Below are 16,811 nucleotides of genomic sequence, written 5' to 3'. Positions count from 1 at the left end.
ATAAAAGGGCGTTCCCAAGTAATTTAAAATTCAAAACTCAACGGTACTGGTTCCCCTGTACTTAAATCTTCAGAGAAGTTATAAACTCGGCGATCGCTTTCGCTTACCACTTTTATCCCCAAATCAGCCCAATCAATTGTGTCTGCCCAAGTGTGAATAACTTGTCCTTGGCTTTTGATTTCTGGCTGATCAAATGTGAGTTTTTCAAAGTTAAACGCAGCGACATCAACCCCTAAAGCGGCAGACCAAATTCCTGCTACTGGAAAAGCCGCTAGGAAGAAATGCAATTTGCGAGAGTTAGGAAAATTTGCCCGCCGCCATACCAACCGTCCAAGATAAAATTGAGCAGACTTAAAGTTGTAGGTTGGATGTTTTTGACCAAGTTTGTATCCGGCATTAACCGATTCTGAGTCGCTTTCGTTGGTACGAATCAAGGTCGATGTCACCAAAGAACCATGCATCGCACTCAGCATTGCACCACCTAATACCCCAATCACCCCTAACTGATGTAAGGGACTCATCAGAATATTGTGATCTGCTTGAAACTGCAACATGAAGTTAAAAGTACCAGAAATCCCTAAAGGCATTCCCGCAGAAAAACTGCCTTGCCCAATTGGGTAAATTAAGAATACAGAGACGGAAGCAGCAACGGGAGCAGTGAACGCCAAAGAAATCCAGGGACGCATTCCTAAGCGATAGCTCAATTCCCATTCCCGATCTTGGTAACAAATGATGCTAATCACAAAGTGCAGCACAATCATTTGATAAGGGCCGCCGTTGTAAAGCCACTCATCTAAAGAAGCAGCTTCCCAAATGGGGTAAAAGTGCAAACCAATCGCAGCCGATGTCGGTACTACAGCGGCTGAGATGATATTATTGCCGTCGAATAAAGCACCGGAAATTGGTGAACCCATTCCGTTCATGTTTACTGGCGGAGCAGCAATAAAAGCAATGATGAAAACAATGGTGGTTGTTAGGGCACAAGGAATCAACAGTATGCCAAACCAGCCAATATACAGCCGATTTTCAGTACTGGTTACCCATGAACAAAACTTTTCCCATAAACTAGTCTTTTCGCGTCTTTCTAAGATGCTTGTTGGTATTGTTTGAAGATTGTGATTTGCAGGCGTAACCCGCACCCCATGACAGTTAACATCGGTGGGAGCCGCTGCTCTGACTGCCTCGTCTACGCTAACAGTCGAAGTTGCAATTATGCTGTCTGACTTTGGCGTCATGTTACATAGATCCTTGCATAATTAAATAGGAATTCTCTATCGCCACAGTTTCTAAAACCGGAGACGACAGAATAATCTTTTGCACTCAAACCAAAGCCGCTGAGACAAAAACTACTTCAAGGTCGATGAAAAGAAACATAAAAGAAAAACATGAAGAACCAATGAAGGAAGTTCGTATTTTCATAAAAGTTCACAATATTCATCACAAGGGTTTAGAGGGGATAGGACTTACAAAAAACGGGGTGTGGGGTATAAATAAAAACTTTAGTTCTGGATTTGAGCTCCAGTTTAAAAAAAGAATTATACCGAGTGGAGAGTGCAGCGAGGTATAAAGTGCGGAGCCAGAGCCTCTTGGTCTCTGGTTCTTGCTTCAATCCCACGTTTTTAAACGTGGGTTCCCTACACCCCATACCTACCCCCTATACCCTCTGAAATATTGACAGGAAAACCTAAATATGAGGTATTGATTTCAGGCATTAAACCTTGATTTTTCGACACTATTTAGGCGATGTCTAGCGACAAGCCTTACCTGCAGGAACGCCAAGGGCGAACGGGTTCGGCAGTGACGCTCCTTCTCCCAAGGGGACGCTAGGCGAACGCAACCGACGGAAACCCTTATGGGTGAAGCTCCTGCGTCCCTAACGCTACGCTAACGGCAGTTCCTCTACTTGGGGAGACCCCAAGACCGGACTGCCTCACCGCCAGGACTGCAACTGCCTCACCGCATAGCGTCTACGCTATTTATCAAAGGATGATCGATAACAGCCTGAAACTAGGTGATAGATGTCACATTTAATTATCAAAATAAATCAACAAATGTAAATTTGGTTGAAGCTGTATAACTTTTGCATCAAAGAACAGTCAATAATGATTTTGAAACTTGTTCGATATAGAGCTTTCTGTTCACCATAAATGCTAGTACCGCAAGGCAGAATTCGTAATGACGCTCGCTCGAATGCGTAGCCTGTCGCAGACAAGACTCGGCAGGAATTGCTCTAACGTAATTCCTAATTCCTATATCGCAAGAGTTTCATTGATTTTCAATGCTTGCTCTATTTGCACCGTGCTGTACTAGTAGTATATGTGGTGAACAATTGGCAGATTTTTCTGAGGTAAAACTTTTCTACTTTGATTGTTGCTAAGGGACTGCCAAAGAAAAAAATTCACCAATACTTTTTTGCTAGGCTGGGCATCTTGTCTATCCTATGTAATGGTTTATTTCTTGGAGTTACCTAATTATTTGTTTTCCCTCTGATGAAGTCCTAGCGTTTAGGTACAGTAGGGTGATTTGGAATGAGAATTTTATTAGTTGAAGATGACGAATGTATTGCTAAAACACTTGAAAATGTTCTTGGTAATCAACACTATGTAATTGATATTGCTGCTGATGGTCTGCTTGGTTGGGAGCTAGTAGAAGCTTTTAGCTATGACTTAATTTTGCTAGATATCATCCTGCCCAAATTGGACGGTATAAAATTTTGTCAGAGGTTACGTTCCCATAACTATCAAACACCTATACTGCTACTGACAGCCCAAAATTCTAGCACTCAGAAAGTGATGGGATTAGATGCAGGAGCAGATGACTATGTTGTTAAACCTTTTGAAGTCTCAGAATTATTAGCTCGAATTCGCGTTTTATTGCGGCGACGAAATTCACCGATATTGTCAGTAATGAAATGGGAAAAATTGCGTATTGACCCTGGTAGCTGTGAAGTGACTTATGGTTGTCATGGTTTGAATTTAACACCTAAGGAGTATCGCTTACTGGAGCTTTTTCTACGTAATGAACATATTGTCTTCAGCCGCAGTGAAATTTTAGACCACCTCTGGTCTGTAGAAGAAGCACCCAAAGAGGATACGGTGACAGCTCACATCAAAGGTTTGCGGCAGAAACTAACGCAAGCTGGCGCACCAACTGATTTTATTGAAACAGTCTATGGTTTGGGTTATCGTCTGAAAGTATTTGCATATGAAGAAAAACCTTCTCTAACTGTAAAACAGACAAAACAAAGCCAAAGCAAGAGGAAGCCACAAATTAAGGAGGCATTAGCAGTTGTGTGGGAGAGGCTGAAAGTACACAGTAGCGATCGCTTAGAAATTCTCCAACAAGCCTCACTCGAATTACAAGCCAACAATCTCTCTGAAGAATTACAGAAGAAAGCATATCATGCAGCACATAAGCTAGGGGGAGCTTTAGGCATTTTTGGTTTTGCAGAAGGTTCACGCTTGGCTAAACACATAGAGCAGATATTGCTATCCCAAATTACTCTTGACCAAAGTGAGGCATTGCATCTTCGCCATTTAGTAGAACTTCTTTCTGGGGAACTACAGCAGCCGGCGTTTAGAGAATTAGATAAAGTCCTTTGCCATTATGTTCTAGACGATGTGAGCGAATAAATTTATTGAGCATTGGGCATTGGGCATTGGGCATTGGGCATTGGGCATTGGGCATTGGTCATTAGTCATTGGTCATTGGTCATTGGTCATTGGTCATTGGTCATTGGTCATTAGTCATTAGTCATTTACAACTGACAAAAGACAAAGGACAAAGGACAAAAGACAAATGACAAAAGACAAAAAACAAAAGCCTATCGACTCTTTAGAAGCGCTGCTACATCGGATGATGAACCGCATTCGTCAATCCCTAGAGTTGCCAGCAATACTCTCAGGAACCGTCGCTGAAGTACGTATCTTCTTGGGGACTGACCGTGTTAAAGTGTATCGTTTTGATGTAGATGCTAGCGGTGAAGTTGTGGCTGAGTCGGTTAACCGCGATCGCTTACCATCTCTACTAGGGCAACACTTTCCCGCTGAGGATATTCCGTTTGTAGCTCGTGAGTTGTTTCTGAAAGCTAGGCAGCGCTCAATTGTGGATGTTGCAGCAGAGAAAATTGGGGAGAGTCCCTTAGATTGTCCGGAAACGGCTGAGTCACTTGATGAAAATGATATCCGGTTTCGAGCCATAGACCCATGTCATATAGAATACCTCACCTCAATGGGAGTGCAGTCTTCTCTGGTAGTGCCAATTTTGCATCGTGACCAATTATGGGGGTTGTTAGTATCTCATCACAGTTCACCGCGAGAGGTGAGCGAACGGGAATTACAGGTAGTGCAGCTGGTTGCAGATCAATTATCAATTGCGATCGCTCAAAATACCCTCCTCGAACAAACCCGCGCCCAAGCTGACCAAGAAGCTACAATTAACCGCGTAGCCAAGCTACTGCATTCCATGACCGAAATGCAGTTACAACAGGCGTTGGAGTTGACTGTATCTGCTTTACAGGCTGCCGGTGGCAGAATTTATATCGCTCCCCAAAACCCAGGTGAGGCGGCTCAGATGTTTAGCTGTGGGGAATGGGGAGCAGGGGGAGCAGGGGAAGCAGAGGAGCAGAGGAGCAGGAGAAGAATGACAGTCCCCAGTCCCCAGTCCCCCTTATCCCCAGAGGGGGCCCCACCATCCCCAGTCCCCAGTCCCCCCATCCTCTTCGAGGAGCATCCCGGTTGGCAAGAGTGGTTAAATATGGAGGCGACTGTTGAGAAGGGAAAACTTGTGTGGGCAATTACTGATTTATATCAGGCTGCCCTACAGTCAGACTTGGCACAGACGTTTTTTGATGCCGGGATTCGCAGCTTATTGGTTATTTGCTTACAATATCGGCAGCAGATATTGGGTTACTTAAGTATTTTTCGCCATGAAATAGACACAGAAACTCTGTGGGCGCGACGAGTTAACCGTAATGATCAGCGAAATCAACGTCCAGTTCAATCCTTTGAAGTATGGCGAGAGTTAAAGCAAAATCAAGCCCAAGAATGGAAAACCACAGAAATTGAACTCGCCCAAAGTTTGGGTAGTCACTTTGCTATGGCAATTCATCAATATGAACTCTATCAGCAAGTTTACGCGCTCAATGATGACTTGCAGCAGGATATTGAAGAACGCAAGCAGGCTGAGAAAAAAATCTCTGCCTTGAATGCCGAACTAGAGCAGCGAGTACAAGAGCGAACAGGGGAGTTACAGCGTGCTAATGAAAGATTGTTGCGGGAAATGAGCAAACGCGAACGGGCACTACGCGCTCGCCAGCAAACACAAGCCTCTCTAGAACGCCTCAGCCGACAGAGCGAGTTAATTTTGAACTCCGCAGGTGAGGGAATTTACGGTTTAAATTCCCAAGGTAAAATCACTTTTGTTAATCCAGCAGCAGCCAGAATGCTTTTATCTGGGGTAAAAGAACTAAAAAATCAATTTATGCATGAGATTGTGAACCATTCTCAACCTGATGGCACTCCCTATTGCTGGGAAAAAAATCCCATTCGTGCCACTCTGGAAACTGGGGCAGTACAACATATTTCTGATGACATATTTTATCGTTGTGATGGGTCGAAATTTCCAGTTGAGTATGTAAGTACACCAATTAGAGAACAAGGCGATATAGTCGGAGCAGTAGTCATATTTAAGGATATTACCGAGCGACAGATAGTCGAGCGAATGAAGGATGAGTTTGTCTCAGTAGTAAGTCACGAACTGCGAACGCCTCTGACTTCAATTCGCAGCGCTTTAGGTTTACTAGCGCGCGGTTCTTTGGACAATCAACCAGAAAAAAGTCAGCGGATGCTGGAAATTGCCTTTGATAACACTAATCGTTTGGTGCGTCTAATTAACGACATCCTTGATATTGAACGTATTAATTCCGGCAAAGCAACGATGTATAAACAGACCTGCAATGCAGCTGACTTGATGAGTCAAGCAGCGGACGAAATGCGGGCAATGGCCGAAAAAGCAGAGATTAACCTAAAATTAACGCCCTTGTCAGTGCAGCTATGGGCAGATTCAGACCGCATCATCCAAACACTCACCAACTTACTTAGCAACGCGATTAAATTTTCGTCTCCAGGTTTTACAGTTTGGTTGAGCGCCCAAGCAGAGACTAGGAAAGAAATAAATACAGAAGTTACAAAAGAAATTAGTTCTTCCTCTAAGCCTTGCGACTCCAACATCCTATTCCAGGTAAAAGACCAAGGGCGAGGAATTCCTGAAGATAAACTCGAAACGATTTTTGATCGTTTTCAGCAAGTAGATACCTCTAACTCACGTCATCAAGGAGGAACTGGCTTAGGATTAGCAATCTGCCGTAGCATCATACAACAGCACGGAGGCCAGATTTGGGTAGAAAGTACTTTAGGGGAAGGTAGTACATTTTATTTCACATTACCTATTAGTAATTAAGTAGGCATCATTAACTGGGGACTGGGGACTGGGAGGAGAATAATAACTCCCAATACTGCTAGGTTAACAATATTCGTAGGTTGGGTTGAGGCAATGCGTTACCTAACAAACCCCGCAGAATGTTGAGTTACCCTTCTCCTTCAAAAACGCTACGCGAACGGGATCTTACTACGTTCCTCAATCCAACTTATACATTTTTATTTTTTAGCCTTAACTGAGCAGCATTGTAATAACTCTTAACTCAATAACGCCACTTGCTCCACTTAGGGAAACCCCTTCTCTACGAGACGCTCCGTGTTCGCGTAGCGTTCCGAAGGAAAGGCGCTAACCTCTCCCTTTGAAAGAAGACCGCAGTAGCTCCTCAGCACTTTCAAGTCAGATAGACGATGAAAAACAGATGTATGTAAACAAATATGATGTACTGGCATTCACAATCCAAAATTTAAAATCCAAAATCCAAAATCCAAAATGGTATAACAAATGAACAAGCGCATCTTGATTATTGATGATGAAGAAGATATCCGAGAAACCACTCAGATATGTCTAGAGATAGCTAATGAATGGGAAGTGCTGACAGCTGGTTCTGGTAGAGAAGGTTTGCTCAAAGCGGCTTTAGAACATCCAGATGTGATTCTCTTAGATGTAATGATGCCGGATATGGATGGCTTGACGACGTTGGAAAATCTGCAAGCAAATCCTGAAACCCAGAGTATTCCCGTGATTTTATTAACAGCAAAAGCACAGGCTGCCGAACAGCGTCAGTTTACTCAACTAAAAGTTGCGGCAGTAATTACTAAGCCTTACGATCCCTTTACTCTGTCTGAACAAGTTGCACAGGCGTTAAAAGTTAACAATTAACTGTCAACATTCTTCATGAGTTTTTCATATTTTTTGCCTACCCTATTAAGACAATACAGTTCAGTTAGTGGGACTTAGGCACTTTCCGCTCGACACAATTCTTCTTTTTAAACTGGGTTTTATACCCAAAACTAAAGTTTTCATTCATCAGGACTTTCTTCTTGCCCTGTCTGACTACACGCTGCGCGATCTGCCTCCTACCTTCTCTTATATAGCTACACAAATGTAACCTTTCGTTAAGAAAGCATTTTTCTTCATGGGTTCTTCATTTTTATTTCTTATTCTCTCTGAAGAAAGAGTTTTTCAGCTAATTATTTCTCTTGAGTTACCTTTGTTTCGCTAATCTAGCGTCACTGGTTAGTCAATCGCTGGCTTTTTTCTCTGCTGTTAAATCATTAAACTGAAAGTCACCTAAATTGCATAAATTATCAGAAAGATATTCTCAAGTTCCTATATATCTGAGCTTATAGAGGATTTTATTTCTGACATTATGCAATTTAAATGTGGAACAGCTTACCATATAGACAAAACTCAAAGTTGTAAATTACTTAAGCAGTTAATTATTTTTGGTTAGCGACTACCAACTAATAACTAACTACTTATACAGAAACTTTGAGCCGAGTAAAGTTCTCATTTCTTTCACGGAAAAGGGAGAATTTCTAATGACAATTACTCCTGAGCGAGAGCAAAAGGTAAGGGTTGAGGTTGATAATAATCCGGTGCAAACTTCATTTAAGAAGTGGTCGGAACCAGGACACTTTGACCGCGCTCTTGCCAGAGGTCCCAAAACCACCACTTGGATTTGGAACCTGCACGCACTCGCCCACGATTTTGATACTCATACCAGCGATTTACAAGACGTATCGCGCAAAATCTTCGCCGCTCACTTCGGACACTTAGCTGTAGTGTTTATCTGGTTGAGCGGGATGTATTTTCATGGCGCTCGCTTTTCCAATTTTGAAGCTTGGATGGCGAACCCGACTGGCTTTAAACCCAGCGCCCAAGTTGTCTGGCCGATATTTGGTCAAGAAATTTTGAATGCAGATGTGGGCGGCGGCTTCCACGGCATTCAAATTACCTCTGGACTCTTCCAGATGTGGCGTGGACAGGGTTTTACTAATACGTACCAGCTATATTGCACCGCCATTGGTGCCTTGGTGATGGCAGTAGTGATGCTGTTTGCAGGCTGGTTCCACTACCACGTTCGCGCTCCCAAGCTGGAGTGGTTCCGGAATTGGGAGTCAATGATGAACCACCACCTGGCAGGATTGCTGGGAATGGGCTGCTTAGGTTGGGCCGGACATCAAATCCACGTTGCCTCACCAACCAACAAGCTGCTGGATGCTGGAGTTGCGATCAAGGATATTCCGCTGCCCCACGAGTTCATCCTGAATCCCAGTTTAATGACAGAGCTATATCCCAAAGTAGACTGGGGCTTTGTCAAGGGAGTCACGCCCTTCTTCAGTTTGAATTGGGGAGCTTACTCTGACTTCCTCACCTTTAATGGTGGCTTGAATCCAGTGACGGGTGGCTTGTGGTTGTCAGATACTGCCCACCACCATCTAGCACTCGCTGTCCTCTTCACCATTGCCGGTCATTTCTACCGCACGAATTGGGGCATCGGCCACGACTTCAAGGAAATGCTCGATGATGCCAGAACTCCGAAGATGCTGCCATTCTTGAGCTTTATTGGACCTGTCGGCCATAAAGGCCTCGATAAAATTTTCGAGACTTCCTGGCACGCTAATCTAGCTATCCACCTAGTACAGTTTGGAACAGCCAGCCTCCTGGTGGCGCACCACATGTACGCAATGCCCCCCTATCCTTATCTGGCAACGGATTATGCGACCGTTACATCGCTATTCACCCACCACGTATGGATTGCAGGTTTCTGCATTGTTGGGGGCGCGGCTCACGCAGCCATCTTCATGGTACGGGACTACAATCCAGCCGACCATGTCAACAACGTGTTGGATCGGACGATCCGCCACCGCGATGCAATCATCTCCCACCTAGCTTGGGTATGTCAATTCCTGGGCTTCCATAGCTTTGCAATGTACTGCCACAACGACACCATGCGGGCTTTTGGTCGCCCCCAAGATATGTTCTCGGATACGGGAATTCAGTTGCAGCCAGTGTTTGCTCAGTGGGTACAACATATCCAGACGATGACCATCGGCAATCCAGCTCTCCAAGCTGCTGCACCTCTGGGTGATGCATTCGGCGGCTTGCGAAATCTGGAACTGAGCGGATTGGGAACTGCTGCACCTAATTTGCACGCGCCCGTCAGCTATGCATTCGGCGGCGGTATTGTGGCAGTGGCTGGTAAAGTGGCGATGATGCCCATTACCTTGGGTACGGCGGATTTTATGATTCACCACATTCACGCCTTTACAATTCACGTCACTGTTTTAGTACTGCTCAAAGGTGTGTTGTTTTCCCGCAGTTCGCGTTTAATTCCAGATAAAGCCAATTTGGGCTTCCGCTTCCCCTGTGATGGCCCGGGACGAGGCGGTACTTGCCAGGTATCAGCTTGGGATCATGTTTTCCTGGGTCTGTTCTGGATGTATAACTCCTTGTCAATGGTGATTTTCCACTTCTTCTGGAAGATGCAGTCAGATGTCTGGGGAACCGTAGATGCAGATGGGGTAGTGACGCACATTACGGGCGGAAACTTTGCCCAATCATCGATTACCAATAACGGCTGGTTGCGTGATTTCCTCTGGGCACAGGCAACGCAAGTAATCACATCCTACAATTCAGCACTTTCGGGCTACGGCTTAATGTTCTTAGCGGGACACTTCGTTTTTGGCTTTAGTCTGATGTTCCTGTTTAGTGGTCGTGGCTACTGGCAAGAATTAATCGAATCAATTGTTTGGGCGCACAACAAGTTGAAAATTGCCCCAGCTATTCAGCCTCGCGCTTTGAGCATCACTCATGGTCGGGCTGTGGGGGTAGCTCATTACCTTTTGGGAGGAATTGTCACCACTTGGGCCTTCTTCCTAGCGCGAATGTCGGCATTGGGATGATACTCCTTTTGTTCGCCTAATCCAGGAGGCAGGAGGCAGCTATGCAATCTCATTTCCTGTTCCCTGTTCCCTGGTTTCTTAAAAGGTTCAACCTCTGGATGTGCAATCCCAGACTCAGCCTGGGAACGAGAAAATCTCAAAACTTTGTAAAACTATGGCGACTAAATTTCCCAAATTTAGCCAAGGCCTTGCACAAGATCCAACGACGCGACGCGTTTGGTATGCGATCGCCACGGCTCACGATTTTGAAAGTCAAGATGGCATGACGGAAGAAAATCTTTATCAAAGGATTTTTTCTTCTCACTTCGGTCATCTGGCAATTATCTTTCTGTGGGCGTCGGGAATTTTGTTCCACGTTGCTTGGCAAGGTAATTTTGAACTATGGATTAAAGACCCCATACATATCCGTCCCATCGCCCACGCGATTTGGGATGCTCAATTTGGGCCAGGGGCAATTGAAGCTTATACCCAAGCGGGAGCGCGTAACCCGGTAGATATTTGCTACTCCGGTGTTTATCACTGGTGGTATACCATCGGGTTACGGACGAATAATGAACTGTATGTTGGGGCCATTTTCCTAGTTTTGCTGGCGGCTGTATTTTTGTTTGCAGGCGCGTTGCATTTAAAGCCCAAATTCCGTCCTGGCTTGGCTTGGTTCAAGAGTGCAGAACCTCGTCTCAACCACCACTTAGCGGGTTTGTTTGGTGTCAGTTCCTTAGCTTGGGCTGGTCACTTAATACACGTTGCTATTCCAGAATCTCGTGGTATTCATGTAGGTTGGGATAACTTCTTGTCTACCCCACCACACCCAGGTGGCTTGCTACCGTTCTTTACTTTGAACTGGGGGGCATACGCGCAAAATCCCGATACACCAGCCCATGTATTTAATAGTTCCGAAGGTGCAGGAACAGCAATTCTCACCTTTTTGGGTGGTTTCAATCCCCAGACTTCCTCTTTGTGGTTGACAGATATGGCGCATCACCATTTGGCGATCGCTGTCATCTTCATTGTTGCGGGTCACATGTACCGGACTAACTGGGGTATTGGTCACAGCATCAAAGAGATGATGGACTCCAAGGACTTCTACGGTAATAAAGTCGATGGACCGTTCAACTTACCCCACCAAGGACTGTACGAAACCGTTAATAATTCTTTGCATTTCCAACTGTCTTTGGCATTAGCTTGTCTGGGTGTAGCGAGTTCCTTGACGGCGCAGCACATGTATTCCATGCCGCCTTACGCGTTTATCGCTAAGGACTTTACCACAATGGCGGCACTATACACGCACCATCAGTACATTGCCGGTTTCTTGATGGTAGGGGCGTTTTCCCACGCTGCGATCTTCTGGATTAAGGACTATGACCCAGAACAGAACCGAGGAAATGTTCTAGAGCGGATACTCAAGCACAAAGAAGCGATTATTTCTCATCTTAGCTGGGTATCGATGTTCTTGGGCTTCCATACTTTGGGTTTATACGTCCACAATGATGTAGAAGTAGCCTTTGGGGCGGCTGACAAACAAATATTGATTGAGCCTGTATTTGCTCAGTTTATCCAGGCGGCTAACGGTAAGCTGTTGTATGGGTTTAACACGTTGTTGTCAAATCCACATAGTATTGCTTCCACGGCATGGCCTAATCATGGCAATGTCTGGTTACCAGGTTGGTTGGAGGCAATTAACAACGGCACCAACTCCTTATTCCTGACAATTGGCCCTGGTGATTTCTATGTACATCATGCGATCGCTCTCGGTTTGCATGTCACCACCCTCATCTTAGTCAAAGGTGCACTGGATGCTCGCGGTACTAAGCTCATGCCGGATAAAAAAGACTTCGGCTATGCTTTCCCCTGCGATGGTCCCGGACGGGGAGGCACTTGCGATATTTCTGCGTGGGATAGTTCCTACCTCGCCATGTTTTGGATGCTTAACACCCTTGGTTGGGTCACCTTCTACTGGCACTGGAAACATCTTGCCATCTGGCAAGGCAATGTCGCCCAATTCAATGAGTCTTCTACCTATCTCATGGGCTGGTTCCGAGACTACCTTTGGGCGAATTCCGCACAGTTAATTAATGGCTATAATCCTTACGGCACAAATAACTTAGCCGTTTGGGCTTGGATGTTCCTCTTTGGACACCTAGCTTGGGCTGTTAGCTTCATGTTCTTGATTACCTGGCGGGGTTACTGGCAAGAATTAATCGAAACCTTAGCCTGGGCGCACGAACAGACTCCACTATCCTTTGGCTACTGGAGAGATAAGCCCGTTGCTTTGTCAATTGTTCAAGCTCGTTTAGTTGGCTTAACTCACTTTACTGTTGGTTATATCGCAACCTATGGGGCTTTCTTAATTGCCTCAACCGCAGGGAAGTTTGGTTAAGCTTTAAAAGCTGTTTAACTACACTTTAAATTACGCAACTAATTCTACTTATTTGCAAAAAAATGCGTAATTAATATGCAAGTGTTCAGCTAAAAATATTCAGTTTTCGACCTCCTCTCTTACCTATTTTGGTAGGAGAGTTTTTTAGTTTATAATATGTTAACTTTCAATAAGATATCTCTAATTTTACATGCCAATGATAATATTTAACTAAGATAATTAGGAGAAATAATAATGTCTAATTCAATTGACATGGCAGAGATAATTAAACAATACAATGAGGAAGACATAATTAAACCCTACAAAGGAGATCCTTGCCTTGGTAATCTATCCACTCCGATTAATGATTCTCCCTTAGTTAAGGCTTTCATTAATAATTTGCCCGCCTACCGTAAAGGATTAACACCTTTCATGCGAGGGTTAGAAATTGGCATGGCTCATGGTTATTTCCTAGTTGGGCCAGAGGTTGTGATTGGCCCTCTGCGAGAATCTGCACATGGAACCAATCTCAGTGGATTAATTACCTCCATATATATAGCTTTATCAGCCTGTTTGGGTATTTCCATTTTTGCAATTACTACTTTCCAAGGAAATCCTAAAGGAGCTTATAGTTCATATTCTCAAGACCAGCTTCGACCACTAAGAAATCGTGAAGAATGGAGTCAATTGAATGGTGGAATTTTTGTAGGTGCAATGGGTGGCGCCATATTTGCCTACTTTCTACTAGAAAATTTTGATTCTTTAGATGCTATCTTGCGAGGTGCGGTTAACGCTAGTTAATCACGCTTGTCTTTGGAATTTTAGAGACGCCCAGAGGGCAGCTTACATAAATTTTTCAACTTTTAATTCATGAGGATAATACATCATGGTAGATATAACACAACTAACAGGTGATTATGCTGCTTCATGGCTACCCTGGATCATGATTCCCTTAATATTCTATATCTTGCCTTTTCCAGTGTTTGCTTTAGTATTTATCTGGATTCAAAAAGAAGGTTCTCAAGACGAAGTATGAGCCTTCTAATGAATTCATAACACACCTACTTTTAAAGAATAGGATGACGCTTCTTTAACGCGCATTAACGCATACTTTGCTTCAGCAAAATTCAATCGCAGAATCACAAGTTATAACTGGTTACAAACGCTTATCAGAAGTTCGAAAGTTGGTAAATAAATCAGCAGTTTTGTTGACTGCTGGTTATTTTTTATAAAAAATATTATTTTCCTATTGGGGCATTGGGAAGCCAGTGCGTTGGGCGGGCAATGCCCGACTTGTTCGCGCAGCGTCTCCCTTTGGGAGAAGCAACTGGCGTCATTGGTAACTTCTTCCCCATGCCCCATTACCCCTTATCCCCAGAGGGGCCCCACCATTTCTATGTCCAAAAACTCCACCCAAGAGTGGGTGGAGTTTTTTATGATGGCAGCAAAATCACAGCCATGAAAACTACTAAATATTGGCGATTATACGCAATATGGAAGCGATGCCTGCGGTAAATGCTCGCCTACGCACCTTTTAACCTCCTTCTATTCTCAGTACTTCTGTAGTTTATTGCCTCAAAAGACGGCAAACACCACTCGGACGTTACGGTTCACCCTAATTACTGAAAGTATTAATTCTCCTACATTAGACAGAGTGAAGACAAATTAATCCATGAACCAACTAAAAATAAAATTTAGTTAGTTTAACCGTCCCAAGTAAGGTTCGGGAAACCACCCTTCATGGACTGGCTACCACTAAGCTTCAGTATATATATCAGCATAGTCTGGAGTTTTAACCCCAGGAAAGCCAAATCAAAGGTATTCATGCTGAACTGGCTGATTTCTTGACCCTGTTAGTTCAAAATTTAGTGCTTTATATTCTCACTCATTCATTTGTAGTTATACGGAGCCAGCACCTAAAATGGCAAAAGTAGTTGGAATTGACTTAGGAACAACGAACTCCTGCGTGGCAGTGATGGAAGGTGGTAAACCCACAGTAATTGCTAATGCTGAAGGTTTTCGGACAACGCCATCAGTAGTCGCATTTGCGAAAAATGGTGATAACTTGGTTGGCCAAATCGCCAAACGCCAAGCGGTGATGAACCCCGAAAATACGTTTTACTCAGTCAAACGCTTCATCGGTCGCCGCTACGATGAAGTGGGTAACGAAGCTACGGAAGTTTCTTACAAAGTTCTCAGCAGCAATGGCAATGTCAAACTAGATTGTCCGATAGCTGGTAAACCGTTTGCTCCTGAAGAAATTTCTGCAAAAGTTCTTCGCAAACTAGTTGAAGATGCCAGCAAATACCTGGGTGAAACTGTAACCCAAGCTGTAATCACCGTTCCAGCATACTTCAACGACTCCCAGCGGCAAGCGACAAAAGACGCTGGTAAAATTGCCGGGATTGAAGTTCTACGGATTATCAACGAGCCTACCGCTGCTTCTTTGGCTTATGGATTTGACAAGAAGACTAACGAAACTATCCTCGTATTTGACCTTGGTGGTGGTACCTTCGACGTATCCGTGCTGGAAGTAGGAGACGGAGTTTTTGAAGTACTAGCCACATCTGGTGATACCCACCTTGGTGGTGACGACTTTGATAAAAAAATAGTTGACTTCTTAGCTGAGAAGTTCAAGAAAGCTGAAGGTATTGACCTACGGAAAGACAAGCAAGCTTTACAACGTCTAACAGAAGCCGCAGAAAAAGCCAAAATTGAGCTTTCTAGTGTCAGCCAAGCAGAAATCAACCTACCATTTATCACTGCAACCCAGGATGGGCCCAAGCACCTGGATACAACCTTAACTCGCGCTCAGTTTGAAGAACTTTGTTCTGACTTAATCGACCGTTGCCGTATTCCTGTGGAAAACGCCCTTCGGGATGCCAAGTTAAACAAAGGCGATATTGATGAAGTGGTATTAGTTGGTGGTTCTACGCGGATTCCCGCAGTCCAACAGATTGTGAAGCAGGTATTGGGTAAAGACCCCAACCAAAGCGTTAACCCCGATGAAGTCGTCGCAATTGGTGCAGCCATTCAAGCTGGGGTACTGGCTGGTGATGTAACTGGCATCTTGCTGTTAGACGTGACACCTCTATCTTTGGGTGTGGAAACATTGGGCGGCGTGATGACTAAAATTATCCCCCGCAACACTACAATTCCTACCAAGAAATCGGAAGTCTTCTCTACTGCTGTGGATGGACAAACCAACGTAGAAATTCACGTGCTTCAAGGTGAACGCGAATTCTCTAACGATAACAAGAGCTTGGGAACCTTCCGCCTCGATGGTATTCCTCCTGCACCACGTGGCGTCCCTCAAATTGAAGTGGTGTTCGATATTGACGCTAACGGTATCCTTAATGTCACCGCTAAGGACAAAGGTACTGGTAAAGAACAGTCCATCAGCATAACTGGCGCTTCCACCTTGGACAAAAATGACGTTGACCGGATGGTGAGAGAAGCTGAACAGAACGCTTCATCTGACAAAGAGCGACGTGAGAAGATTGAACGCAAGAACCAAGCTGATTCTTTGGCATACCAAGCTGAAAAGCAGTTACAAGAGTTGGGCGATAAAGTTCCTGATGCTGACAAGACTAAAGTCGAAGGTTTAGTCAAAGAACTGCGGGAAGCAGTTGCTAAAGAAGACGATGAGCAAATCAAGAAGCTCACCCCAGAATTACAACAAGCGTTATTCGCTGTTGGTAGCAACATCTATCAACAAGCTGGTGCAAGTGCCAGTGCTGGTGCTGGTGCCGGTGCTACATCTGGTGGTGAACCTCAAGATAGTAGCAGTTCCTCTAGTTCTAGTAACGGCGACGATGTGATTGACGCTGATTTTACAGAGAGCAAATAATTTCTCTACTTCTTTTGGGAAGATTATCTTGTCCCACCTTATAATTACCCACTCAGACAAATGCCTGAGTGGGGATTTTTTTAAGGAGTTAGGGGTTAGAAGTTAGGAGTTAGGAGTTAGAAGTTAGGAGTTAGGAGTTAGGAGTTAGGAGTTAGGAGTTAGGAGTTAGGAGTTAGGAGTTAGGAGTTAGGAGTTAGGAGTTAGGAGTTAGGAGTTAGGAGTTAGGAGTTAGGAGTTAGGAGTTAGGAGTTAGGAGTTA

9 protein-coding genes are annotated in these 16,811 nt (G+C 44.4%); 8 read left to right on the top strand and 1 reads right to left on the bottom strand.

Features of this window, described 5'->3' with window-relative positions; translation table 11 throughout:
- Positions 1 to 23 precede the first annotated feature (23 nt).
- On the bottom strand, positions 24 to 1,235 hold the full coding sequence (locus RMY63_RS31250) for a photosystem II q(b) protein (protein WP_322732413.1): 1,212 nt from the start codon (positions 1,233 to 1,235) through the stop codon (positions 24 to 26).
- A 1,293-nt stretch (positions 1,236 to 2,528) separates the two neighbouring features.
- On the opposite strand from RMY63_RS31250, the gene RMY63_RS31245 reads away from it, so the two are divergent.
- The 8 genes from RMY63_RS31245 to dnaK all read left to right on the top strand — a co-directional run bounded on the left by RMY63_RS31245 (position 2,529) and on the right by dnaK (position 16,552).
- Entirely contained in the window at positions 2,529 to 3,632 is a 1,104-nt protein-coding gene (locus tag RMY63_RS31245; RefSeq protein ID WP_322732412.1) for a response regulator, read from the top strand.
- Positions 3,633 to 3,798: 166 nt separating this feature from the next.
- Positions 3,799 to 6,459: an ATP-binding protein gene (locus RMY63_RS31240; RefSeq protein ID WP_322732411.1), complete on the top strand. Its 2,661-nt coding sequence runs from the start codon at positions 3,799 to 3,801 to the stop codon at positions 6,457 to 6,459.
- Between the two features lie 480 nt (positions 6,460 to 6,939).
- Complete coding sequence (locus RMY63_RS31235; RefSeq protein WP_322732410.1) at positions 6,940 to 7,317, top strand: response regulator; 378 nt, start codon at positions 6,940 to 6,942, stop codon at positions 7,315 to 7,317.
- 662 nt (positions 7,318 to 7,979) lie between these two features.
- Positions 7,980 to 10,346: a photosystem I core protein PsaA gene (gene psaA / locus RMY63_RS31230; RefSeq protein WP_322732409.1), complete on the top strand. Its 2,367-nt coding sequence runs from the start codon at positions 7,980 to 7,982 to the stop codon at positions 10,344 to 10,346.
- A gap of 154 nt (positions 10,347 to 10,500) precedes the next feature.
- Entirely contained in the window at positions 10,501 to 12,723 is a 2,223-nt protein-coding gene (gene psaB, locus RMY63_RS31225; RefSeq protein ID WP_322732408.1) for a photosystem I core protein PsaB, read from the top strand.
- A 234-nt stretch (positions 12,724 to 12,957) separates the two neighbouring features.
- Positions 12,958 to 13,503 (top strand): photosystem I reaction center subunit XI, encoded by a 546-nt coding sequence (locus RMY63_RS31220; RefSeq protein ID WP_322732407.1) that lies wholly within the window; start codon positions 12,958 to 12,960, stop codon positions 13,501 to 13,503.
- A gap of 85 nt (positions 13,504 to 13,588) precedes the next feature.
- On the top strand, positions 13,589 to 13,738 hold the full coding sequence (locus RMY63_RS31215) for a hypothetical protein (RefSeq protein ID WP_322732406.1): 150 nt from the start codon (positions 13,589 to 13,591) through the stop codon (positions 13,736 to 13,738).
- Positions 13,739 to 14,623: 885 nt separating this feature from the next.
- Positions 14,624 to 16,552: a molecular chaperone DnaK gene (dnaK, locus tag RMY63_RS31210; protein ID WP_322732405.1), complete on the top strand. Its 1,929-nt coding sequence runs from the start codon at positions 14,624 to 14,626 to the stop codon at positions 16,550 to 16,552.
- The last annotated feature ends 259 nt before the right edge of the window (positions 16,553 to 16,811 follow it).

The sequence above is a fragment of the Nostoc sp. ChiQUE01b genome (assembly GCF_034531255.1).
Lineage (GTDB): Bacteria > Cyanobacteriota > Cyanobacteriia > Cyanobacteriales > Nostocaceae > Nostoc.
Note: the sequence above shows the minus strand (reverse complement) of the source record. Positions and strands in the feature narration are given on the sequence as shown.